Annotated in this window: 15 protein-coding genes and 1 CRISPR repeat array; of the genes, 6 read left to right on the plus strand and 9 right to left on the minus strand. The window is 35.6% G+C overall.

Features of this window, described 5'->3' with window-relative positions:
- Nucleotides 1-130: 130 nt before the first annotated feature.
- Together RNZ47_RS09775 and RNZ47_RS09780 are read right to left on the minus strand one after the other, a co-directional pair.
- On the minus strand, nucleotides 131-328 hold the full coding sequence (locus RNZ47_RS09775; protein WP_311939397.1) for a Lacal_2735 family protein: 198 nt from the start codon (nucleotides 326-328) through the stop codon (nucleotides 131-133).
- 403 nt (nucleotides 329-731) lie between these two features.
- Nucleotides 732-1,436, minus strand: coding sequence for a DUF4197 domain-containing protein (locus RNZ47_RS09780; RefSeq protein WP_311939399.1), 705 nt, complete (start codon nucleotides 1,434-1,436; stop codon nucleotides 732-734).
- Between the two features lie 41 nt (nucleotides 1,437-1,477).
- Between RNZ47_RS09780 and RNZ47_RS09785 the strand changes: the two genes are divergently transcribed.
- From RNZ47_RS09785 to cas9, 3 genes are all read left to right on the plus strand, one after another.
- A complete protein-coding gene (locus RNZ47_RS09785) occupies nucleotides 1,478-2,431 on the plus strand; it encodes an MBL fold metallo-hydrolase (protein ID WP_311939401.1) in 954 nt (317 codons plus the stop codon).
- A 249-nt stretch (nucleotides 2,432-2,680) separates the two neighbouring features.
- Complete coding sequence (locus tag RNZ47_RS09790; protein WP_311939403.1) at nucleotides 2,681-6,130, plus strand: methylmalonyl-CoA mutase family protein; 3,450 nt, start codon at nucleotides 2,681-2,683, stop codon at nucleotides 6,128-6,130.
- A gap of 503 nt (nucleotides 6,131-6,633) precedes the next feature.
- Complete coding sequence (gene cas9 / locus RNZ47_RS09795) at nucleotides 6,634-10,038, plus strand: type II CRISPR RNA-guided endonuclease Cas9 (RefSeq protein ID WP_311939405.1); 3,405 nt, start codon at nucleotides 6,634-6,636, stop codon at nucleotides 10,036-10,038.
- A gap of 85 nt (nucleotides 10,039-10,123) precedes the next feature.
- A CRISPR array of direct repeats spans nucleotides 10,124-12,062; the repeat unit is 36 nt; unit sequence GTTGTGGTTTGATTAAAGATTAGAAAACACGATATT.
- Between the two features lie 218 nt (nucleotides 12,063-12,280).
- On the opposite strand, the gene cas2 is transcribed toward cas9, so the two are convergent.
- The 5 genes from cas2 to tamL all read right to left on the minus strand — a co-directional run bounded on the left by cas2 (nucleotide 12,281) and on the right by tamL (nucleotide 18,623).
- Entirely contained in the window at nucleotides 12,281-12,610 is a 330-nt protein-coding gene (gene cas2, locus RNZ47_RS09800; protein WP_311939406.1) for a CRISPR-associated endonuclease Cas2, read from the minus strand.
- Nucleotides 12,601-13,485, minus strand: a complete 885-nt coding sequence (gene cas1 / locus RNZ47_RS09805) for a type II CRISPR-associated endonuclease Cas1 (protein WP_311939410.1) — start codon at nucleotides 13,483-13,485, stop codon at nucleotides 12,601-12,603. Before cas1 ends, cas2 begins: the two co-directional genes overlap by 10 nt.
- A 171-nt stretch (nucleotides 13,486-13,656) precedes the next feature.
- On the minus strand, nucleotides 13,657-14,514 hold the full coding sequence (gene accD, locus RNZ47_RS09810; protein ID WP_311939413.1) for an acetyl-CoA carboxylase, carboxyltransferase subunit beta: 858 nt from the start codon (nucleotides 14,512-14,514) through the stop codon (nucleotides 13,657-13,659).
- A gap of 287 nt (nucleotides 14,515-14,801) precedes the next feature.
- Nucleotides 14,802-15,869 carry a class II fructose-bisphosphate aldolase gene (gene fbaA, locus RNZ47_RS09815; RefSeq protein WP_311939416.1) on the minus strand — a complete coding sequence of 356 codons (1,068 nt, stop codon included), beginning with the start codon at nucleotides 15,867-15,869 and terminating at the stop codon, nucleotides 14,802-14,804.
- Between the two features lie 201 nt (nucleotides 15,870-16,070).
- Nucleotides 16,071-18,623 carry a translocation and assembly module lipoprotein TamL gene (gene tamL / locus RNZ47_RS09820; protein WP_311939419.1) on the minus strand — a complete coding sequence of 851 codons (2,553 nt, stop codon included), beginning with the start codon at nucleotides 18,621-18,623 and terminating at the stop codon, nucleotides 16,071-16,073.
- A 242-nt stretch (nucleotides 18,624-18,865) separates the two neighbouring features.
- Here tamL and RNZ47_RS09825 point away from each other — a divergent pair, with 242 nt between their 5' ends.
- Nucleotides 18,866-19,591, plus strand: a complete 726-nt coding sequence (locus RNZ47_RS09825; protein WP_311939422.1) for a TrmH family RNA methyltransferase — start codon at nucleotides 18,866-18,868, stop codon at nucleotides 19,589-19,591.
- 2 nt (nucleotides 19,592-19,593) lie between these two features.
- Here RNZ47_RS09825 and porT read toward each other — a convergent pair whose 3' ends face one another.
- Both porT and ubiE read right to left on the minus strand, forming a co-directional pair.
- Nucleotides 19,594-20,325, minus strand: a complete 732-nt coding sequence (gene porT / locus RNZ47_RS09830) for a type IX secretion/gliding motility protein PorT/SprT (protein WP_311939425.1) — start codon at nucleotides 20,323-20,325, stop codon at nucleotides 19,594-19,596.
- Nucleotides 20,326-20,327: 2 nt separating this feature from the next.
- A complete protein-coding gene (gene ubiE / locus RNZ47_RS09835; RefSeq protein ID WP_311939428.1) occupies nucleotides 20,328-21,056 on the minus strand; it encodes a bifunctional demethylmenaquinone methyltransferase/2-methoxy-6-polyprenyl-1,4-benzoquinol methylase UbiE in 729 nt (242 codons plus the stop codon).
- A 238-nt stretch (nucleotides 21,057-21,294) separates the two neighbouring features.
- Here ubiE and trkA point away from each other — a divergent pair, with 238 nt between their 5' ends.
- Together trkA and RNZ47_RS09845 are read left to right on the plus strand one after the other, a co-directional pair.
- Nucleotides 21,295-22,644, plus strand: coding sequence for a Trk system potassium transporter TrkA (gene trkA, locus RNZ47_RS09840; protein WP_311939430.1), 1,350 nt, complete (start codon nucleotides 21,295-21,297; stop codon nucleotides 22,642-22,644).
- Nucleotides 22,645-22,647: 3 nt separating this feature from the next.
- Nucleotides 22,648-24,141: a TrkH family potassium uptake protein gene (locus RNZ47_RS09845; RefSeq protein ID WP_311939433.1), complete on the plus strand. Its 1,494-nt coding sequence runs from the start codon at nucleotides 22,648-22,650 to the stop codon at nucleotides 24,139-24,141.
- Nucleotides 24,142-24,310: the final 169 nt, after the last annotated feature.

Below are 24,310 nucleotides of genomic sequence, written 5' to 3' on the forward strand. Positions count from 1 at the left end.
TGGGTTTAATTTTTCCAACTCGACAAAACTGTGGTTTCATAACGTTCTTTGTTTATATATAAAGTACGTGAAAATCAGTTTTTTAGATGTCATCTAAAAGTTAAAAAATTGTAAAATTTTTGGTCTTAAATTAAGAGGAATTTCGGGTTAAATCCCTGGACAGATATTTTAATCTGTTAAGTTTGTTTAGAAGTTTAATGGCTCTGTATTCAGAAATATCGCTTAAAGCGCAATCTGTTTGACGAAAATTATAAGCTTGCTCAACAAGTTCCTTATAGCGTTTATTAAGCTTTGTTTGATTGCTTTTTATGATATCGATTCTATTCATTTTTTACTGTTCTGGAAATCAAGCTATTAAATATACATTTTTTATTTTGAACTATGAAGAAGCTAACTGTTATTTTTTAAGTGAAATGAAAATAATACACATATTGCAATGATTTGTTAATACAGATTATTCATATTTAGTAATTTTGATACACGATTTGTCGTTCAATACGTTACTTAAATCAAAATATAATTTGGTTGAGGGTACACAGATAAACAAACGAGGAGGAATCTTATAAATATAAGATTTCCCCCTTGTTCATTTCGAATTATTTATAAACTGATTGAACCATTAAAAACAATAAAAATATTTCCGTGGCTTTTGATGGTGTATAAACGAGTTGCGTAGATTTATTCAATATTCAATATTCAATATTCAATATTCAATAACCAATAGAATGTTATTAATCCTGCAAAGCAAAAACTTTCTTCAACAAATCTGTTGTTCTCGACGATAGTTTGGTACGTATGTCTTTTTCTTCAACAGCAATCATAGTGTAAACGCCTTTTAAAGCTTCGCCGGTAACATAATCGGTTAAATCGGGGTTTACATTATTAGTAAACGGAATGTTGTTGTATTTGTTTATCAGGTTGTTCCAAATCTCATCGGCACCAACTTTACTAAACGAATTTTTTATCACCGGATTGAACTTATGGTATAAAGCGGTTTGCGTTTTATTGGTTAAATATTGGGTTGCGGCATCGTCGTTTCCCAATAAAATGGTTTTGGCATCAGCAAACGTAATGTCTTTCACCGCACTCACAAAAATAGGCGTGGCTTCTTTAACGGCGTCTTCGGCAGCTCTGTTAAGTACTTTTAAACCTTCGTCGGCTAGTTTGCTCAAACCAATATCACGAAGCGCTTTGTCGACCTTTTGTAATTCTTCGGGCAACAAAATCTTAACCAATTCATTTTTATAAAAACCATCGGTTTGGGTTAATTTGGTAACTTGTTTGTCTATTCCAAAATCCAGGGTTTGTCGTAATCCAGACGCTATTTCGGCATTTCCAAGGCTTCCGTTTTGCGGTAATTGTTTGGCTATTTCTTGTAATTCTGCACAAGCCGTTAGGTTGATAATTAATAAGACTGCTAATAATTTACGAATCATAATTATTGTTTTATATATTTAACAAAGATATATTTTTACAGATGAAGTTATTCCAAATACAATGCCTAATATTTTGTGTTGCACTGTTTAATTGTGAAGCCATAAAAAAGAAAGACGTCGAGAAACCAATCGAAAAACCAACACAATTTATTACGGTTTTGGGCATTGCACAAGATGCTGGGTTTCCTCAAATTAATTGCGATAAAGCCTGTTGTAAAGCCTTTTATGATGGCGAAGAGCCAAAGAAATTAATTTCGTGCTTAGGTTTGGTGGATTTAGATGCCAACAAAAAATGGCTGTTTGATGCCACACCGGATATTGCAGCGCAAACGCAGTTGCTTAAAGCACATTTAGATAATGATAAGGTGATTGATGGCGTGTTTTTAACCCATGCGCATATTGGGCATTACACGGGATTGATGCATTTTGGAAGAGAGGCTTTGGGCGGAAATCACATTCCGGTTTATGCGATGCCAAAAATGAAAACATATTTGGAAAATAACGGTCCGTGGAGCCAATTGGTAAGTTTGAATAATATTGAATTAAAACCGCTTCAGCATGATTCCACAGTTGTATTGCATTCAAAATTAAAAGTAACGCCCTTTTTGGTGCCGCATCGCGATGAATATTCCGAAACGGTAGGCTATAAAATTGAAGGACAAAATAAATCGGCATTATTTATTCCCGATATTAATAAGTGGGAACAATGGAAACGTCATATTATTGAAGAAGTTAAGAAAGTAGATTATGCATTTTTAGATGCTTCCTTTTTTAGAGATGGCGAATTGGAAAGGGATATGAGCAAAATTCCGCATCCGTTTACCACCGAAACCACAACGCTGTTTGAAAACGAATCAAAAGAAACGAAAAACAAAATACAGTTTATTCATTTTAACCATACCAATCCCACTTTAAAAGATAATCACAGATTAAAGGATAGCATTCAAAATTTAGGGTTCCGTTTTGCCAAACAAGGTGCGGTTTACGGGTTGTAGCTTTAAAAAAGATGCCATTAAAAAAGGCATCTAGGGAGCAGATGCCTTTGGGTAAAACTTCAATGGCCTAATTAGTTGCTTAGGTTTTATTGATGTTTTATGTTAAGACACCGCCAAAATAAAAAAGTCACATTTTAAAGGTGAATAGCAAAATATTTGGACCTTTAAGCTTTAGATAATTCAATATAAATGACCTAATTTTTTGAATATTCCGTAAATTTGCCACTCAAAACCCAAGATTCTTTAAGAATGATACAAGCGACTCCATATAAACCAAAACATAAAGTTAGAATTGTAACCGCGGCATCGCTTTTTGATGGGCACGATGCCTCCATAAATATCATGCGGCGCATTATTCAGGCAACTGGTGTTGAAGTGATTCATTTAGGTCACGATCGCAGCGTTGAAGAAGTTGTAAACACGGCCATTCAAGAAGATGCCAACGCCATTTGTTTAACCTCATATCAAGGTGGGCACAACGAGTATTTTAAGTATATGTTTGATTTGCTCAAAGAACGAGGCGCAGGACACATCAAGATTTTTGGCGGCGGCGGCGGTGTTATTCTTCCTAGCGAAATCAAGGATTTGATGGACTATGGCATTACGCGTATTTATTCGCCCGATGATGGTCGTGAAATGGGCTTGCAAGGCATGATTAACGATTTGGTAAAGGAGTCAGATAGCCCCACTCCAGCTCTCCCCCAAGGGGAGGGGGTTAAAGAATCTCTTAAAAACAAAAAAGTCAATACAATTGCTCGTTTGATTTCTTTAGCAGAAAATAGACATTCGGAGTTTGAGGAAGTTTTTAGCTCGGTAAATTCCTCCCCTACGGGGAGGTTAGGTGGGGCTTCTCCCATTTTGGGAATTACAGGAACCGGTGGTGCAGGAAAATCATCTTTGGTTGATGAATTGGTACGTCGTTTTTTAATCGATTTTCCAGAGAAAACCGTGGGACTGATTTCTGTCGACCCTTCAAAACGCAAAACTGGAGGCGCGCTTTTAGGCGATAGAATTAGAATGAATGCCATTAACTCGCCACGCGTTTATATGCGCAGTTTGGCAACCCGCCAGTCTAACCTATCCATATCGAAACACGTTAATGAAGCCGTTGAGGTTTTAAAAGCGGCCGAATACGATTTGATTGTTTTGGAAACCTCAGGAATCGGGCAATCCGATACCGAAATTATTGAACATTCCGATGTGTCGTTGTATGTGATGACGCCAGAATTTGGTGCTGCCACGCAATTGGAGAAAATCGATATGTTGGATTTTGCGGATTTAGTTGCTATCAATAAATTTGATAAACGAGGTTCGCTTGATGCCCTGCGCGATGTGAAAAAGCAATACATGCGTAACCATCAACTTTGGGAAGTCAATAAAGACGATTTACCTGTTTTTGGAACCATCGCATCTCAGTTTAACGACCCGGGAATGAACACGCTTTATAAAGCTGTTATGGATAAATTGGTTGAAAAGACGGATGCCAATTTAAAGTCGACATTCGCGATTTCTCAAGAAATGAGCGAAAAGATTTTTGTCATTCCTCCTTCACGAACACGTTATTTATCTGAAATTGCAGAGAGTAATCGCGCCTATGATAATAAAGCAAAAAAGCAAGTTGAGGTAGCCCAAAAACTCTACGGTATTTATAAAACGATTTGTAGCGTTGCTCTTATTTCGAACGAAAGTGAGAAATCTCATTTGAATAAATTTGGAATCAATCAGGATGAGATTCTTCAAGCTGTTCAAGATGATAAAAAAGATTTTATTAAACTGCTTTTCGCAGAATTCGATAGCGTAAAATTAAATTTAGATCCATACAATTGGGAAGTGATTACTGGCTGGGATGGAAAAGTAAACAAATACAAGAATCCCATCTATTCGTTCAAGGTAAGAGATAAGGAAATTAAAATTGAAACACATACCGAGTCGCTTTCGCATGTGCAAATCCCTAAAGTAGCTTTACCAAAATACCAGGCTTGGGGCGATATTTTACAGTGGTGTTTACAAGAAAATGTTCCGGGTGAATTTCCGTATACCTCAGGTCTGTATCCGTTTAAAAGAACAGGAGAAGATCCTGCCAGAATGTTTGCTGGCGAAGGTGGTCCGGAACGTACCAACAGGCGTTTTCATTATGTAAGTGCAGGTTTGCCAGCCAAACGTTTGTCCACCGCTTTTGATAGTGTAACGCTTTATGGCAACGACCCGGATTTGCGTCCGGATATTTATGGTAAAATTGGAAATGCGGGCGTTTCTATTTGCTGTTTAGACGATGCTAAAAAACTCTATTCTGGTTTTGATTTAGCACATGTGATGACATCCGTAAGTATGACCATTAATGGTCCCGCACCTATGTTGTTGGGCTTTTTTATGAATGCTGCCATCGATCAACAATGTGAACTTTATATTAAAGAGCATGGTTTGGAAACCGAGGTTGAAGCTAAAATAGCTAAGATTTATAAAGGCAAAGAAAGACCTAAATACAATGGCCAATTACCCGAAGGAAACAATGGTTTAGGTTTAATGCTTTTGGGTGTTACCGGAGATCAAGTGTTAGCAGCAGATGTTTATGCAGAAATTAAAAAGAACACGATTGCTCAAGTTCGCGGTACCGTTCAAGCCGATATTTTAAAAGAAGACCAAGCACAAAACACCTGTATTTTTTCTACGGAATTCGCGCTGCGATTAATGGGTGATGTACAAGAATATTTTATTGAGAATAACGTGCGTAATTTTTATTCGGTCTCCATTTCCGGGTACCATATTGCCGAAGCGGGTGCAAACCCCATTACCCAATTGGCATTAACCTTATCCAACGGATTCACTTACGTGGAATATTATTTAAGCCGAGGCATGGACATCAATAAGTTTGGTCCGAACCTATCGTTTTTCTTTTCAAACGGTATCGACCCAGAATACGCGGTAATTGGTCGTGTTGCCCGTAAAATTTGGGCCAAAGCCATGAAGCATAAATATGGCGCCAATGCCAGGGCACAAATGTTAAAATACCACATTCAAACCTCCGGACGAAGTTTGCACGCCCAGGAAATTGATTTTAACGATATCCGTACCACACTTCAAGCGCTTTATGCGATTTACGACAACTGTAATTCGTTGCATACCAATGCCTACGATGAGGCGATAACCACACCAACCGAAGAATCGGTTCGTCGTGCTATGGCCATTCAGTTGATTATTAATAAAGAATTAGGACTGGCTAAAAACGAAAACCCCATACAAGGCTCTTTTATTATTGAAGAATTAACCGATTTGGTTGAAGAAGCAGTGCTTTTGGAATTTGATAGAATTACGGAACGCGGTGGCGTTTTAGGAGCTATGGAAACCATGTACCAACGCAGTAAAATACAGGAAGAGAGCTTGTATTATGAAACCTTGAAGCACAATGGCGATTTTCCGATTATTGGGGTAAATACGTTTTTAAGTTCAAAAGGATCACCAACCATTATTCCCAAAGAAGTGATTCGTGCCACTGAAGATGAAAAGCAATTTCAAATTAAAACCTTAGAGAATTTACATAAGGCCAATGATACAAAAGCGTTATTAAAAGACCTTCAAAACAAGGCCATAAATAATGAAAATATTTTTGAAGCTTTAATGGATGTTTGTAAAGTGTGCTCTTTAGGTGAAATTACTTCAGCCCTATTTGAAGTGGGTGGGCAGTACAGACGCAATATGTAAGCAGAGAACCACTTTTCGTTTTTTTACGAAAAGTGCGTGAATCGCTTATACTGAGCGCAGTCGAAGTATCCCGTTAATTGAACTCTTTTTAGAAGAACCACTTTTCGTTTTTTCGCGAAAAGTGCGTGAATCGCTTATACTGAGCGCAGTCGAAGTATCTCAGAGAACCACTTTTCGTTTTTTTACGAAAAGTGCGTGAATCGCTTATGCTGAGCGCAGTCGAAGTATCCTTTTAACAAAACTCTTTTTAATAACTTTTCGTTTTTTATGAAAGGTAGGTGCATTGTTTTGTAGTTGCTAATTATATCAAAAAATAAAAAAGTCCCACCGAAGCAGGACTCAAGATTTTCATCTACGGCATATAGCCTTATTGTGATAAGATTAAAGATTAGAAATTTTAATCTAAAACAAATGTAATAAAAAGATTTCTTTTTTACAAAGATGAAATCGTAGTATTTTCTTTCGTTTTTTTGTAGTTTTAGTTTTTTTAAAATTGTTGAAAAATGAGTAAAATATTAGGATTGGATTTGGGGACGAACTCGATTGGTTGGGCGATTGTCGATGATGAAAAACAAGATATTTTGGGAATGGGAAGTCGAATATTTCCGGAAGGTGTTGTGAATTTGGGGGAAGGCGAAGGTAGAGAAGCTTCAAAAAATGCAAGTAGGACTGATAATAGAGGTACACGCCGGCAATTTTTTAGGCGTCGTTTACGTAAACGCTATCTGTTAAGAGAACTTGCGAAGAACAATATGTGTCCAATTGATTATTCTTTAGTCAAAATTTGGAATCAAAAAGAAATTTATGAGGATAAAAATCTTCAAGAGTGGCTAAAATTAAATCCTTATAAATTAAGGGCAAAAGCTCTCGCAGAAAAAGTGAATTTAGAAGAGTTGGGAAGAATCTTTTATCATATAATTCAGCGTCGTGGATTTCAAAGCAACAGCAGAAGTGCTGGCGCAGAAAACAATGAAAAAAGCGTGATTTTTAAAGGCGATGCAAAGTCTGGTAAGATAGGTATAGCTGAAACGGCTGATAATATTAAAAACAACCAAACGCTTGGTACGTACCTTCATAACATTTATCCAAAAGATAACGAGCCATATTCTGGCGATAGAGAGCGCATTAGGAATAGGTATACAACACGACAGATGTATATTGATGAGTTTGAGGCCATTTGGGAACAGCAAAAACAATTTCACAATACGCTTACTTACCAATTAAAAACCATTTTAGGAGGTCGGAAAACGGATGGTTATTCAGAAGATGGCGTGTTGTTTCACCAGCGACCATTACGTTCTCAAAAGCATTTGATTGGTCATTGTACTTTTGAACCCAATAAAACAAAATGCCAAATTAGTGCCATACCTAATGAGAAACGGCGTATTTACGAGTGGCTCAACACCTTAAAATGTGATTTGGCTGGCGAGCAAGTAAAAATTTCTGACGACGACCGAGAAAGGATTGTTTCGCTTTTGTTTTCAAAAGAAAAAGTAAATTTCAAAGAGATAAGAAAAACTATTGGGAAGTTAGATGGTCACTACCAATTCAATTATAAAGACGATGACAAAATATACGGAAGCCATTCCATAAGTAACCTTTCAAACAAAAAGTTTTTTGGGAAACAATGGTTTGAATTTTTAGAAAAAGAACAAGAAGATATTTGGCATGTGCTTTACAGTTTTGACGATAGAGACAAACTAAAACAATATGCTATTGATAAATGGAATTTCACTGAAGATAAAGCAGAGAAAATATCAAAATTCAATTTAAAGGATGGTTATGCCAATTTAAGTAGAAAAGCTATCAATAACATCCTTCCATTCTTAAAATTGGGTTTTGCCTACGATGTAGCAGTTGGATTGGGAGGTGTTAAAAATGCTTTAGGAGATAAATGGGAATTGTACGACCAATTTATATTAGACAATGTTCCAGAAATCGTTCGTTCCAATCTTAAAGGCGGTTATATAGAGCCTTTAAAAAATATGTTAAAAAAGGAGTGCCAATTAACAGAAAAGGAATTGGCTAAACTTTATCACCATAGTAGTAATATAGAAACTAATAAAATTTTAGATAGGCTTCCAGTAAATCCTAATGCAGATAAAGAAATACAAAGTGTTAAAAACCCAGTAGTGATTACGGCACTTTTTGAAATCAGGAAATTAGTAAATGAGATTATTGATGACTATGGAAAACTAGATGAAATAAAAGTAGAGCTTGCTCGCGATTTAAAATCATCTAAAAAAAATAGATATGAAACACGAAGAAAACAGCAGTTTTTAGAAAAGCAAAACGATAGAATAAAGGCTGAGTTAGATTATATTGGTCAACGCCCAACTCATGTTAATATTTTAAAATATAAACTATGGGAAGAATGTAACAGAACTTGTCCGTATACAGGGAAGCTCATTGAGGTAAACCAATTATTTAGTGGCGAAGTTCAGATTGAGCATATTTATCCATGGAGTCGTTCGTTAAACGATAGCTTTATGAACAAAACTTTATGTTTTGCTAATGAAAACAGAGCTAAAGGAGATTTAACACCTTATGAGTTTTATAGCAAACAAGGCGAACAAAAATGGAACGACATCAAACTACAAGCGTTAAGCTGTTTTAAAAACAAGACCAATTATCCAAATGCCTATATTAAGTTTAAACAATTTGTGAGGCAAAAACATGATTCAGATTTTATTACCAGACAACTAAATGATACACGTTACATAAGTAAAGAAGCTAAAAATTATTTATCAAAAATATGTGATAATGTGATGGTGGCACCAGGGCAAATGACTTCAAATTTGCGCCATCATTGGGGGCTTAATACTGTTTTAAATAAAGAAGATGATGCAAAAACAAGAGAAGACCATCGCCATCATGCCATTGATGCTTTGGTCATGGCATGTGCTACCAGGAGTCATTTGCAAGAATTGAGTAAATGGAATAGGTATGATAGAAGTTACGATCTTGATAATTTCACTAAACCATGGAAAACTTTTAGAGAAGATGCTGAAAAAGCAGTTGAGCAAATATTGGTTTCGCATAAAAAAACAAAATCTATTCTAACGGTTAGAACACATACTACCAAGAAAAATGGTGTCACGCATAAAAATAGTGGTGTTGCAGCTCGTGGGCAATTGCATAAAGAGACTGTTTTTGGCAAAAGACAATCACCACATAGAGAAGAAGCATTTCATGTTAGAAAACCAATTGATAATCTGACAACAGAAAAACAATTAGATAAAGTTGTAGATCAAACCATTAAACAAATAATTTTCAAACGTATTCATTTTCTTGGGGGTTTTGTAAAAGGTAAAATACCACCAGAAACATTTTTTGTTATTGATGAAAATGGAACAAAACAACCTCAAATATTCCTTCCAAATAAAAACGGCAAACCAGTTCCTGTTTTAAAGATAAGAATGCGAGAGAATATAGGTGGGGCCGAAAAACTAAAAGATGATGTAAACCAATGGGTAAACCCAAGAAATAACCACCATGTATTAATTTATAAAGATGAAAAAGACAATTTAAAAGAAGACGTTGTAACGTTTTGGACAGTTGTAGAACGAAAGCGAAAAGGTTTTCCAGTTTATCAATTACCAGCAGATGGAAAAGAAATAGTTACCACCATGCAAATTAATGATATGTTTCTGTTAGGATTAAATGAAGATGAAATTGATTGGGAAAATTTAGATTATAAATTATTAAAAGAGCATTTGTTCAAAGTTCAAACATTATCATCTGGTTTTTATGAATTTAGATTAAATAGTGATTCCACCCAGATAAAAGATACTAATTCCAAAGTTTTCAAAAGAGTTCAAAGTTTTGGAGAAGGTAAAACGGGTTGGTTAACATTTAATCCTATAAAAGTAAAAGTTTCTGTTTCAGGGAACATAAAAAAATTATAATAGTAATTCAAAAAAAGTTCTTTGACATAAGAATAATCTTAAACATCTGAAAAAACCACAACAAAATTGAGCGAAGCGAGATTTTGTTGTGGTTTGATTAAAGATTAGAAAACACGATATTTACCGCTTCAAGCACCGCACTTCGTGATGTGTTGTGGTTTGATTAAAGATTAGAAAACACGATATTCGGCTGTCGAGTAGAGTTCCGCGTTCATTAGTTGTGGTTTGATTAAAGATTAGAAAACACGATATTTTCTTTCTGAGTTCCCTTACGGCCTCGTTGTTGTGGTTTGATTAAAGATTAGAAAACACGATATTCCAAAACAGATACTTATATTATCCATAATGTTGTGGTTTGATTAAAGATTAGAAAACACGATATTGGTACTACACCTATTAATAAAGTGTTTGCGTTGTGGTTTGATTAAAGATTAGAAAACACGATATTAGCCATGTAAATTAAGCACTTCAATTGCCGGTTGTGGTTTGATTAAAGATTAGAAAACACGATATTGACGCTTTAAACGGTGCTATAATTCGAAGTTGTGGTTTGATTAAAGATTAGAAAACACGATATTTTCCAAACTGTTTGGGTTTTGTGTTTGCATGTTGTGGTTTGATTAAAGATTAGAAAACACGATATTTGCTATTGGTCACACTGCGAACACACAGCAGTTGTGGTTTGATTAAAGATTAGAAAACACGATATTTGACGCTTTAAACGGTGCTATTATTCGTAAGTTGTGGTTTGATTAAAGATTAGAAAACACGATATTAAATATACATCCTATCTATGGCGTATCTCGTTGTGGTTTGATTAAAGATTAGAAAACACGATATTATAAATTATTATGGGCATCCGCGACTTCTGTTGTGGTTTGATTAAAGATTAGAAAACACGATATTTACCTAAAAAAATATACCTACAAATTGGTGTTGTGGTTTGATTAAAGATTAGAAAACACGATATTGTATAGGTTAAAGATGTTTTGGTCTTTGCTGTTGTGGTTTGATTAAAGATTAGAAAACACGATATTCATTATCATATTGTTACGGATACCTACCTCGTTGTGGTTTGATTAAAGATTAGAAAACACGATATTGATTAAGTTTTGAAGCGTCACTAATTACTCGTTGTGGTTTGATTAAAGATTAGAAAACACGATATTATCAGGTGTTTTTGAAGTTTCAGTATCTATGTTGTGGTTTGATTAAAGATTAGAAAACACGATATTATTGAGTTTGATAACATACCAGGTTTATTTGTTGTGGTTTGATTAAAGATTAGAAAACACGATATTTTAGCCACCTAACTTCAGCATAGCCGTTGTGTTGTGGTTTGATTAAAGATTAGAAAACACGATATTAAACCAAAAACCACCATGCAACAAAAAGTGTTGTGGTTTGATTAAAGATTAGAAAACACGATATTAAACCCACCACCGATAACACCGATTGCTTTGTTGTGGTTTGATTAAAGATTAGAAAACACGATATTAGCTAAATGATTGTTTTGAAAGGTTTGCTTGTTGTGGTTTGATTAAAGATTAGAAAACACGATATTTAACGCTTTACGTAACATCATCCCGTCGTTGTTGTGGTTTGATTAAAGATTAGAAAACACGATATTATATGCCGTGGGTTTGAAACGCAATCACATGTTGTGGTTTGATTAAAGATTAGAAAACACGATATTTTGGTTTCCTCTTTTTGAGTTTCTCGCTCGTTGTGGTTTGATTAAAGATTAGAAAACACGATATTTTAGTTCAGCCGCACCACCTTTAACATCTGTTGTGGTTTGATTAAAGATTAGAAAACACGATATTCGGCTCGAATTCCAAAAAAACGGTAACGCTGTTGTGGTTTGATTAAAGATTAGAAAACACGATATTAACAAAGTATTTTTTATTGAAATTATAGTTGTTGTGGTTTGATTAAAGATTAGAAAACACGATATTAACGCCAATAACGCCAGTATATGAGCCGCCGTTGTGGTTTGATTAAAGATTAGAAAACACGATATTAGTTGGCTTGTTGTCTTCTGGCATCCAATAAATTAAAGGTAATTATCGTTTAAAAAAATGCTTCTTTTTTGCGGTGATAAGGCAAGATTGAAGCGTTTTTTTTTGTTTTAAAACTTTAGAGAAAGGAAAAAGGGAGATATATAAATTATACAGAGCACCCTTTTAAGTGAGGGCCATCCTCAGACAGCCAAATCAAATTTACTGAAATTTTTTAAAAATTAAAACAGTTCCAATTGCGTTGGTGGCGGTTCTTTGGGAGCTTCGGTTCGCCCCCAAAAGTTCATGATATTTCCAAACTGTTTATCGGTTATTCTTAATATACTCACTTTTCCTAACGGGGGCAACAGACGTTTAATGCGTTTTTCGTGTGCATCGGCACTTTCGCTACTGGCACAGTGGCGCATATACACCGAGTATTGCATCATATTAAAACCATCTTTGAGCAAGTTTTTTCTAAAACCTGCTGCATTTTTACGGTCTTTTGCCGTATCGGTGGGTAAATCAAAAAAAACAAATAGCCACATAATTCTATAACCGTTTAATTCCATAGTTTAGGATACTTAATTTTTTTTCTTTCTCCAGTAAAACATTGTTGCAGTGAGCTAGTTGTTTTTTGTAGCGCAACCATTAATGGGCTTTTTTCATCTTTAAAATAAACAGTGCGCGTTAGTATTTGAAGGAGAACAGATTTTATTTCGGTATTAAGTTCTTGCTCGTCATAATGCTGCATGATGGTATAAACGGCTTCATCGACAATGGGTCTAAAAGGCTCCATAATATCGTCTGCTAAAGCAAAGGCGTTGTATTTGCTTTTATGATGAATACCCAATGTGTTTAACAAACCGCTTCCAGACAGTGCCCTAGCTGTTGCGGCTCTTAAAATGGCATAACCATAATTTAAAAAGTTGTTGGGGTAATTGCCAAAACGCTCGCGTTTAAAATCAGTCTTAAAAAATGATTTCCAATAAAAGTTGGCTGCAACGCCTTCCATATTGCTAGTGTCACCACTTAAAACTTTACTTGCTAAAAATTCAAGTTTGTTTTTGTTTTGTGTTATTTTTTCTAGTAGCAGACCTTGGTTTTTAATTTTTTCAACTATAGTTTGTTGCCATAGTTTTTTCTTTAAAGGCACACTGGCTTGTATTTGATATTTAAATAATTCTTGTTGTATATGGTGGCTGTTTAGGTTTAAAAACAGCCCGTTCGGTAAATGAGTTTTACCACAAATAATAACAGCACTATTGTTTTCTACTAATAGATTTAAAGCCGTTATGCTTATATAAATCTCTGGGTTATCAATAACGACAAAGCCAATATCTTCAATAGGAATACTTGATTCTCGTAAATCATTTTTAATAACCAATTGAAGGTTTTTCGTTGTTACACTACTTTTGTTTTCAATTAAAATTGATTTTTTTAACATATTTACGCATTTAAAAAAGTAAGCTAAAGATTACTTTTTGAATATAAAAATTATAAACAAGTTAATTTTCATAAAGTAATAAATTACACCAAAAAAAATCCCAGATTACATATGTAATCTGGGATTTTTTATTTGCGTCGTTTATAAGAACCTTACAATAAGTGCTTTTTTCTAAGCTCTTAAAGGTTGATTGGTAATCAAATCGATATATTGATTAACCTTGTTTTTAAGTTCTTTTCTGTGGGTAATAAAATCTAAAAATCCGTGTTCCAATAAAAATTCGGAGGTTTGGAAACCTTCAGGCAATTCTTTTCCTGTGGTGTCTCTTACAATACGCGGTCCTGCAAAACCTATTAAAGCACCGGGTTCGGCAATGTTGATATCGCCCAACATGGCAAATGAGGCTGTTGTGCCTCCCGTTGTGGGGTCGGTACAAAGCGAAATATAGGGTATGCCGGCATCGGCTAATTGGGCCAGTTTTACCGATGTTTTTGCCAACTGCATTAATGATAAAGCAGCTTCCATCATACGTGCGCCTCCAGATTTAGAAATTATCATAAAAGGCAGTTTGTTTTTTAAGGCATAGTCTGCTGCACGTGCAATTTTTTCGCCAACAACGCTACCCATTGAGCCTCCAATAAAAGCAAAATCCATACAGGAAACCACTAAATCTTTTCCTTTTGATTTACCTACCGCACTTCGTACGGCATCCTTTAATTTGGTTTTATTCTGTGCTGCTTTTAAACGGTCGGGGTATTTTTTGGTGTCGACGAATTTAAGGGGGTCTTTAGATTCTAAATTGGCATCTAATTCTTTAAACTTATTGTCGTCGAAAAGAATTTCGAAGTATTCTTTACTGCCAATTCTAACATGGTAACCATCTTCTGGACTTACGTAAAAATTCTGTTCTAACTCTTTGGTATCGACAATTTTGCCCGTTGGCGATTTGTACCAAAGTCCTTTTGGGGTGTCTTTTTTTTCTTGAGTGCTGGTATGTATTCCTTTATCTTTTCTTTTAAACCAAGACATAATGACTTACGATTTTAGATTTATGATTGCAAATTTTGATGTATTTGCAAACTGCGTTAGGGATTGAGGCATTTGTTGAAGCTCTCCCAATTTTTATTGGGAAGCGACTGCCGAAAGCCCGACCACAAAATTAAACCTTTATTTTAATTTTGTGGTAACGCCATGGTAATTTTATTAACTAAATTCCAATAATAGGTTTGTAATATAATGTTTTTGTGTGATATAAATAAAAAAAGATCTTGTAGCAATACAAGACCTTTTGTGTGTTATGTAACAATTGACCTGGGTTATAAGGTGTTTACGTTATTTAAATCTTCGAATGCCTTTTTTAAACGTGCTACAAATGTTTTTTCGCCTTCGCGCAGCCAAACTCTTGGGTCGTAATATTTTTTGTTTGGTACATCGTCGCCATCGGGATTGCCTATTTGCGATTTTAAATACTCGGATTTTTCGCCCATATAGTCGCGGATGCCACTCATAAATGCGTATTGTAAATCGGTATCGATATTCATTTTTATAACACCGTAGCTGATGCCTTCGCGAATTTCCTCAACCGTTGAACCTGAGCCACCGTGGAAGACAAAATCGATATGATTATGCTCTACACCGTATTTTTTAGAAACATATTCTTGCGAATTCTTTAATATTTTTGGTGTTAGCTTAACGTTTCCTGGTTTGTAAACCCCGTGTACGTTACCAAATGCCGCAGCAATGGTAAACTGGTCGCTTACTTTGCTCAACTCCTCGTAAGCGTAAGCCACTTCTTCGGGCTGTGTGTATAGTTTAGAATCGTCTACATCGGTGTTGTCTACACCGTCTTCTTCACCACCTGTAATACCTAATTCAATTTCCAAGGTCATGCCCATTTTAGACATGCGCTTTAAATAGGTTTTACAAATTTCAATGTTTTCTTCTAAAGGTTCTTCGGAAAGGTCGATCATGTGCGAACTGAACAATGATTTCCCGGTTTCCTTAAAATGTACCTCGCTGGCATCCAATAAACCATCAATCCAAGGCAATAGTTTTTTTGCACAGTGATCGGTATGTAAAATTACAGGAACACCATAAGCCTCTGCCAATGTATGTACATGTTTTGCACCGGCAACGGCACCGGCGATGGCCGCTTTTTGCCCATCGTTACTTAGTCCTTTGCCTGCATTAAATTGTGCGCCACCATTTGAAAATTGAATGATTACCGGAGCGTTTAAGTCCCTAGCAGTTTCCAAAACACCATTTATAGTATCCGAACCAATAACGTTAACAGCAGGAAGTGCATAATTATTAGCTTTTGCGTGGTTAAAAATAGCTTGTACTTCTAAGCCTGTTGCAACACCTGGTTTTATATTGTGTCCCATATTTTTTTATTTAATTGATTAATAATTAGTATTTTCAAAAGTAATCAATTTTTAAATAATTTGCTTTGTTTTTGATGAGTTAAACGGCTATTATAACACTAAAACGTTATAGTTTATTTGATGAATCTGGTTTCCGCTTTAGCGAGAACAACAGTTTGATTCGCAACTTTAACACAGGATTTTGGGGCGTGATTTTGAGAATTAAAACGGATAGTTGATACCAATATTATACACGGCATTGGCAAAGTTGTAATCGTTAAACCAACGGTTTTGGGCTCTGTAAGAAGGGTCGTAAGTTTTAAAGCCGATATCGAAACGGAACACAAAAAAACTAAAGTCGTAACGAAAACCAAAACCAGAACCAATGGCGATATCCTTTAGGGAACTGAAACCGGTAAAGGTTGCGTTGTCGTCATTTACATCGTCGAGGGCATTCCAAATGTTTCCCGTATCAATAAAAACAGCCCCGTTTAATTTTTCGAATATATTAAAACGCTGCTCTACACTAAAAGCCAGTTTTAGGTTGGCCTCGTTAAACTCGTCTGAGGTTTCGGAGCTTCCCGGACCTAAGCCATAAGCGGTCCAAGCCCGATTATCGTTGGCACCACCGGCAAAGAAACTTTTGGAAAAAGGAATGCTGGACGAGTTGCCGTAAGGTATGGCAATACCAAAAAAACCGCGCAATGCCAACACGTTTTTTCTGCCTAAATCCCAGTGTTTAACATAGTCAAATTCCGTTTTAATGTATTGCGAATAGGCCACGTTAAAAAGCTCATAGCGATTGTTGGCATTTTTATTTAGTCCCAAAAGCTTTGAAGCGTTGGCAAGTAAATTTCCTGCGGCTTCTACCTTAAAACGGAAAATTGAAAAATCTTCGTCAAATAGGTTTTGGCGTTTATCTTGTATAAAACTAAAACTCGATGAAAAAATCAGGTTGTTTTCGGTGAGTCGCTTTTTGCGTTCGTCAATACTGTTTACGGTTTTGTAATCGGTTGGATTACTGGTTTCAAAACTGTTGTCGTTAATAACCAAATCGATAAAATCATCGGCGCTTTCCTGAATTAAAATTTCGTTACCGTTATCGTCTAAAGTGATAAATTCGGGTGGGGTATTATACGAGTCTAAAGCGATATTTTCTAAAGTTCTATACGCGTTTTGATAGATGCCAAAATAATTCCCAACATTGAGGTTTCTAACATACTGCACATTAAATAAATCGAGCCTGTTGGTGCCGATACTGGTAGGATTCCATTTGTAATTAAATGTTCCCGTAAAGGTTTGTTTGTCTAAACCTATGTTGGTTTGACTGGTTGCCGATAAACTAATCCTGGTTTTTGGCAACATGTATTTCGGGATGATATTTTCGGTATAAAACGGTGAAAATAACCGTGGAATAGTCAGTTTTAAATCGACACCAATTTCATTAATGTCAAAAAACTGTTTGCTATTGTTGCTTGCATCATCTGAGGCACCAATGGCACCAATGGCCGAAATTTCAAAAGTTTCCGCACCTCTAAAAATATTTCTTATAAGCAAACTAGGGTTTAACGAAAACCCGATGGCTTGAATGTTGCTTTTAGAAACTTCGGCGCTAAAGCCCAAACCGAATTTTTTTAAAGGCGTTAAATGAATGTTTGCGGTTAGGGTAGAGTCGAGGTTTTCAATATAATTTATATCCGGATATTTAAAGGTGCGCAATTCGCTAATGTGCCTGTACGAGCGGGTGCGGTCCAAATCTTTAAAAATAGTTCCCGGATTAATAAATACAGCATCTGTTAATGCTTTTGGCCGGTACCGCATTTTGTTGAAACTGTATAGTTTGTAACTATTATAGGATATGGAATCCTGAAATGGTTCGTTTCTGTTTTCAAACGTGTAGTCGGTAAAAATATTAACGTCTTTTATTTTATAAACCTTAAAAGGCCTGCGTATAACGGTATCTTGTGTTCTAATGGCTCGATTTTGAATGATAACATCGATGTTGGCTTTTTTATTGGTATTAATCGTATCAACATTAAACATAATATAATCTTGATTGAAATGAAACACACCAGAATTGCGCATTTGGGTGGCAATACGGTTGCGCTCAAGCCCTAAATTAGCATACACCAATTGGTTGTTTTGTTTTAATATAGCGCGTTGCTTACCATGTTTGTACAACGAATCTATAATAGGCGATTTAATGTTTTTTGTAATGGAATCAATAATATAGGGTTTGCCGTGTTTAACAAAATAATCAATACTTGCGCGCTGGTTGTCTTTTTTGCTTATTTCGTAATCTACTTCCACATTGCTCCAACCGTTAAACTTATAATAAGACTCTAATCGCTTTGTGCTTTTTAGGGTTTTTTCCTCGTTGACAATTACCGGTGGCTCTCCTGTGTTTTTTAGCCAATTATTAAATCCTAAAGCCGAGGCTTTAATTTTGTCAACTTGTTTTTGTGAGTATGCTTTTTTTAAACGCTCTCTTCTTTTTGGTTTTTTATCTAACCAAGCTTCAAAAATAGAATCTCGGTTTGGGCGTGCTAGATTGTAAATGTTCAGTCTTAAATTACCAATTAACGGAAGCCTGCTGTTTGGTTTTTGGTGCAGTAAATTGGTTATTGTTTCGGTATTGTTTTTTTTGTCGTTTACGTAAACGGTGTTTTCTACAAGTAGGTGCTCGTCATCTGCAACTCTTTTAACCGTATTACAAGAGGTGATATATCCTGCAAGAAAAAATAATAGTAGTATTTTTAAGAATTGTTGTTGCAAACGAAATTATATTTAATTTAAATTATAGTTTAAAAGTTTGTTTCGATTAAAAGAATTAATAAATGCTTATTGTAAGCTCAAAAATACATTATTTCCTTAGAAAAACACCTAAATAATTTAAGTGAGATGTAACCTTAATAATATTTTTCATTTCTTTATAAAATTAAAATGAATCCAGCTTATTTAAGCGTTTTTTTGCCCATTGAAAAACGAGAAATAGGTTTATAAAACTAATGATTGATATGCTCTCAAAAAACCAGATAAAATTAATAACGCGTTTAAAGCAAAAAAAATATAGATTGCAACATGGTTTTTTTGTTGTTGAGGGTATAAAAACAATCCAAGAACTATTGCAGTCTGAATTCGGGCTTTACGCCTTATTTACGACTGAAACCTTCAATATTGATGCCAAAGGCGAAGTTTTAATTACCGAAACGGAATTAAAGCGTATTAGTTTTTTAACCACGCCCAATAAAGCCCTGGCCGTTTTTAAAATACCAACACCAAAACCTATAAATACAAACGGATTAATTGTGGCACTTGACGCTATAAGGGACCCCGGAAATTTGGGTACTATTATAAGACTTTGCGATTGGTTTGGCATTACCGATTTGGTTTGTAGCAACGAAACGGTTGATTGTTTTAATCCCAAAGTGATACAGGCCACCATGGGTTCAATAAGCAGGGTAAATATAAATTATGTGGATTTGGCTGCGTTTTTAAACGAAACAAATTTACCTGTTTTTGGTGCTTTTATGGAAGGCGAAAGCGTTTACACTAAGCAATTGCCAGATTCCGCAATTCTTGTTATGGGCAATGAAGCCAACGGTGTTTCAAAAGAAGTTGAGGCAATAATAACCGAAAAAATTTCTATCCCAAGATTTGGCGATTTACAAGCTACCGAAAGCTTAAACGTTGCCACCGCAACCGCTATTTTATTGAGTGAATTTAGAAGAGGGGAAAACTGATTTTATTGAAACGTAAAATTAATAAAAACCCCACGTGTTTTCATGCTGGCAATATTACCGGTCCATGGGCTATTGGGGTCAGAATCCCTAATAAGCTCATCGTTTATGGCAAAAAGCCCACGAATGGAAGGGGTGAATTTAAAATTGTACAAATACAAATCGATGCCAAAACCAAGTTCGTAAAACAGCATGTTTTTCTTGGTTCTAAATTGCCCGTTGCTATTGTCGTTCGGGTTGGTTTCGTTACTCGAAAGATTTAAAGCCGTTGAAAACCCGCCAACAATAAACGGTTTAAAATTATTAATGCGCTTGGTTGAAAATTTTACCAATAACGGAATATGGATGTATGTGGATTTTACTTCTCTCGTTAAATCGGAGTTATTCAAATCTGGAACACCTTCAAAATAGGTTTGACTGTAATACAGCTCTCGGGTTGTAATTAATAAACCGGGTTCCAATCGTAAATCGATAAACTTGTTTATACGTAAGTTTCCTATTAAACCCACACTAAAACCTGGGCTTCTTTTTACATAGATATCACGTAAATCTTCGTTGTAATCAAAATTAAAATCGTAATTGTTGATGCCTAAAAAATAGCCCCAACGCAATAAATTGTTATCTGTTGAACCTCTTCCTTGATTAGCATCATAAGTCACCTTTTCTTTTTTAAACAGCTGTGCATTAGAAGTTTGAGCTACTAAAAGGAATGCTAATAACAGAAAAAGGTGTTTCATTTTTATTGTTTTGATGCTGTATAGATTGTCGCTACCCCAAAGGTTTGCGGGAAATCTTCAACATTAATAAACCCAATTTCCCGTAAAATATTGTTTAAAGCTTCACCATAAGGAAAAACCGATGCCGATTCGCACAAGTATTTATAGGCGCTTCTATCTTTAGAAAAAACTCTACCAATTAGCGGTAAAATATTTTTGGTATAAAAATTATAGCCTTGTTTGTAGGGTGTCTTATCGGGCATTGAAGTTTCTAAAATCACAAAAATACCATTGGGTTTTAATACGCGCAGTATTTCCTTTAACCCATTTTCCAAGGTTTCAAAATTACGTACACCAAAGGCAACGGTAATGGCATCAAAGGTATTGTCTTTAAAAGGCATGTTTTCAGAATCGCCCAAAACCATTTCTATTTTTTGCTCTAAGCCTTTCTTTTTAATTTTTTCTTTACCAATATCCAGCATGCCACTGCTTATATCTAAACCAACAATTTTTGTGGCATTGGTTTCTGCAAGATTTATGGCTAAATCGCCGGTTCCGGTGGCAATATCCAATATGGTTTCAGGTTGTTTTTCTTTGACCAATTTAACCACTTTTTTGCGCCATTTAATATCAATTCCAAAAGAAATGACACGATTTAACCCGTCGTAATCACCAGAAATGGTATCAAACATTTTGGTAACCTGTTCCTTTTTACCTAATTCGCTGTTTTTGTATGGCTTTATTTTTGACAAATCTGTAAATTTTGGACAAACGTACATAATTTATTTTAACTTTAATATATTCGGATAAAGTCAAAATAAATTATGTAGGTTATCGCAGTCAAAATTATTAAAATAAATACAACTTGGGAAAATATAAACTTTTACAAAGTCAATATGCAATAGGTTTGCAAATATTATATTGACTATAAGTGAGGTAGCAATATTTATTTTATAGTATATTTGTAGTACTTTTTATGATAAATAAATAATGAAAATAATTATTGCTGGAGCTGGTGAAGTTGGATTTCATTTAGCAAAATTATTGTCTTACGAATCTCAAGAGATTACCTTAATAGACACCAATAAAGAATGTCTTGCCTACGCCGATACCCATTTAGATATAAAAGTTCTTAAAGGCGATGCCACATCAATTGCTATTTTAAAGGAAGCACGAGTTGAATCGAGCGACCTGTTAATTGGTGTAACAGCCTCTGAAACCACAAATATTACCATTTGTGTTTTGGCCAAACAATTGGGCTCAAAACGTACTATTGCCAGAATTTCCAATACCGAATTTATAAACCATAAAGATGAAGTTGGCTTTATACGATTTGGAATCGATGAACTTATTTCCCCTGAAGCTTTGGCGGCTTCGGAAATTGAGCTTTCACTGAAGCAATCTTCATTTAACGATAATTACGAGTTTGAAGAAGGCGCACTTACCATGGCGGGTTTAACTTTGTCTAAAGAAGCGTCCTTTGTTGGGAAAAAAGTAAAACAAGCGGCTAAAATATTTCCGGAAATCCACTTTGTGCCTATTGCCATTCAGCGTGCAGGCACCCAGTTTACTATCATTCCGCGCGGAGACACCTTATTTAAAGAAGGCGATAACGTGGTGTTTGTAACCTCTGAAGGTGGCGCTGAAGAACTGTGTAAACTAACCGGAAAAGAAAATACCGAGATAAAAAATGTGATGATTCTGGGAGGAACCCAAATAGGATATAAATCGGCAAGGGATTTGTCTGAAAAAGGGTATAAAGTTAAACTTTTGGAAAAAAATAAAGAACGTGCTTTTGATATTGCAGATGCATTGCCCAATGTATTGGTGATTAATAGTGACGGTAGAAATGTTGATGTTTTAGATGAAGAAAACCTAAGCGATATGGATGCCTTTATTGCCGTTGGCGATAATTCTGAAACCAATATCATGTCGTGCTTGGTCGCCAAATCAAAAGGTGTAAAAAAGTCTATTGCCTTGGTTGAAAATATGGATTATTTCGAGTTGTCCCAATCCATAGGCATCGACACCCTTATTAACAAAAAACTATTGGCGGCCAATAATATTTTTAGATACATACGCAAGGGCGAAGTGGTGGCCATGACTAAATTGAACAACATGAATGCCGAATTGTTGGAGTTTGAAGTTAAGGCAACATCGGCAATTTGTAATAAGGTTATCAAACAAATAGACTTTCCACGGTCGGCCATTATAGCCGGAGTTATTAGAGATGGCGTGGGCTTAATTGCCCTAGGCGATTTTAAAATACAAAAAGGCGACCGTGTAGTGGTTTGCAGCTTGCTTAAATCTATAAAAGGCGTTGAAAAGTTATTCCTTTAAAACATGAAACTTAATTACAAAATCATCTTTCATTTTTTCGGGCTCCTATTATTGTTCAATGGTGGTTTTGTTTTACTGGCAGCGCTTATTAGTTTAATTTATAAAGACGGCGTTACATGGCAGCTGTTTTTAGCCGGTGTTTTAACATTGATTGTCGGTGTGTTGGGTATGCTTTTTACCAGGCACCATAAAAAAGAAATGAACAAACGCGAAGGTTATATTGTAGTAACCTTTGGCTGGATTATTATGGCGCTTGTAGGCACATTGCCTTATATTTTTACGGGAAGTATTCCCAGTTTTACCAATGCTTTTTTCGAGACGATGTCTGGTTTTACAACTACGGGAGCCAGTATTTTAAACGACATTGAAGCGGTTCCCAAAGGCGTTTTATTTTGGCGCAGTTTAACACATTGGATTGGTGGCATGGGTATAATTGTGTTGGCCATTGCCATTTTACCACTACTGGGAATTGGCGGTATGCAGCTGTTTGCTGCCGAAGCTCCAGGACCCAGTACCGATAAACTACACCCAAGAATTACCGATACCGCCAAACGTTTGTGGCTTATTTATTTTGGATATACCGCCGCCGAAACCATATTATTACAAGTTGCGGGCATGTCTTTTTTTGATGCCATTAATCATGCGTTGTGTACCTTGTCCACGGGTGGGTTTTCAACTAAAAACGCCAGTGTAGCTTATTGGAACGATCAACCTGTTATTCAATACATCATCATTGTTTTTATGTTTTTGGCCGGTACAAATTTTGTGCTGAGCTATTTTGCATTTAAAGGAAAAGTCCAGAAAATAATTAACGACGAAGAGTTTAAACTCTATTTTAAATTTATAGCTGTTTTTACGATTATTGCATCACTTATTATATATTTCAGGGCAGATATATCGGCATCGTCTATTGCGCATCCCATGGTTTGGGGCGAAGCCGAAAGTGCCTTTAGGCACGGATTGTTTCAGGTTATATCGGTGATAACAACTACGGGGTTTGTTACTGCAGATTTCACCATGTGGACGCCGTTTTTGGTCGTGTTCTTTTTCGGGCTCATGTTTTTGGGCGGATCCTCGGGTAGTACCTCTGGTGGGGTAAAAGTGGTGCGGCACTTGATATTGATAAAAAACGGTTTTTTGGAATTTAAGCGCACATTACACCCAAATGCCATAATACCGGTGCGCTACAACACAAAATCTATTTCTGGCGATATTGTTTTTAATATACTCGCTTTTTTTATTCTATATATGTTATCGTTTATAGTTGGTGCCTTAGGGTTTTCGATGATGGAAATAGATTTTAAATCTTCCGTTGGTTTGGCAGCCTCAAGTTTAGGGAACGTAGGTCCCGCCTTAGGCGATTTCGGGCCTGTAAACAATTTTGCCAATTTACCAAGTATAGGTAAATGGTGGTGTAGTTTTTTAATGCTTATTGGGCGTTTGGAACTCTTTACGGTGCTTATCTTATTTACGCCTTTCTTTTGGCGAAACAGGTAAGTTTTTTTTGAATTTTTAACAATTTATTTTGTAGGATTACGTTTATGTATTAGATAATTATTACTATTATTGTAGTGATTTTATTACCCCTATCGGTATAATGGCCAAATGCATCATTCTTTATGGTGGGTTAATTTTGGTATAAATATTGATACATACAAGAATCAAA

This window comes from Hwangdonia seohaensis (assembly GCF_031932625.1).
Classification (GTDB): Bacteria; Bacteroidota; Bacteroidia; order Flavobacteriales; family Flavobacteriaceae; genus Hwangdonia; species Hwangdonia seohaensis.

Bases quoted from the DNA above. Each gene is read 5' to 3' on its own strand.
- RNZ47_RS09775 (WP_311939397.1), bottom strand. From the start codon at position 328: ATGAATAGAATCGATATCATAAAAAGCAATCAAACAAAGCTTAATAAA.
- RNZ47_RS09780 (WP_311939399.1), bottom strand. From the start codon at position 1,436: ATGATTCGTAAATTATTAGCAGTCTTATTAATTATCAACCTAACGGCT.
- RNZ47_RS09785 (WP_311939401.1), top strand. From the start codon at position 1,478: ATGAAGTTATTCCAAATACAATGCCTAATATTTTGTGTTGCACTGTTT.
- RNZ47_RS09790 (WP_311939403.1), top strand. From the start codon at position 2,681: ATGATACAAGCGACTCCATATAAACCAAAACATAAAGTTAGAATTGTA.
- cas9 (WP_311939405.1), top strand. From the start codon at position 6,634: ATGAGTAAAATATTAGGATTGGATTTGGGGACGAACTCGATTGGTTGG.
- cas2 (WP_311939406.1), bottom strand. From the start codon at position 12,610: ATGGAATTAAACGGTTATAGAATTATGTGGCTATTTGTTTTTTTTGAT.
- cas1 (WP_311939410.1), bottom strand. From the start codon at position 13,485: ATGTTAAAAAAATCAATTTTAATTGAAAACAAAAGTAGTGTAACAACG.
- accD (WP_311939413.1), bottom strand. From the start codon at position 14,514: ATGTCTTGGTTTAAAAGAAAAGATAAAGGAATACATACCAGCACTCAA.
- fbaA (WP_311939416.1), bottom strand. From the start codon at position 15,869: ATGGGACACAATATAAAACCAGGTGTTGCAACAGGCTTAGAAGTACAA.
- RNZ47_RS09825 (WP_311939422.1), top strand. From the start codon at position 18,866: ATGCTCTCAAAAAACCAGATAAAATTAATAACGCGTTTAAAGCAAAAA.
- porT (WP_311939425.1), bottom strand. From the start codon at position 20,325: ATGAAACACCTTTTTCTGTTATTAGCATTCCTTTTAGTAGCTCAAACT.
- trkA (WP_311939430.1), top strand. From the start codon at position 21,295: ATGAAAATAATTATTGCTGGAGCTGGTGAAGTTGGATTTCATTTAGCA.
- RNZ47_RS09845 (WP_311939433.1), top strand. From the start codon at position 22,648: ATGAAACTTAATTACAAAATCATCTTTCATTTTTTCGGGCTCCTATTA.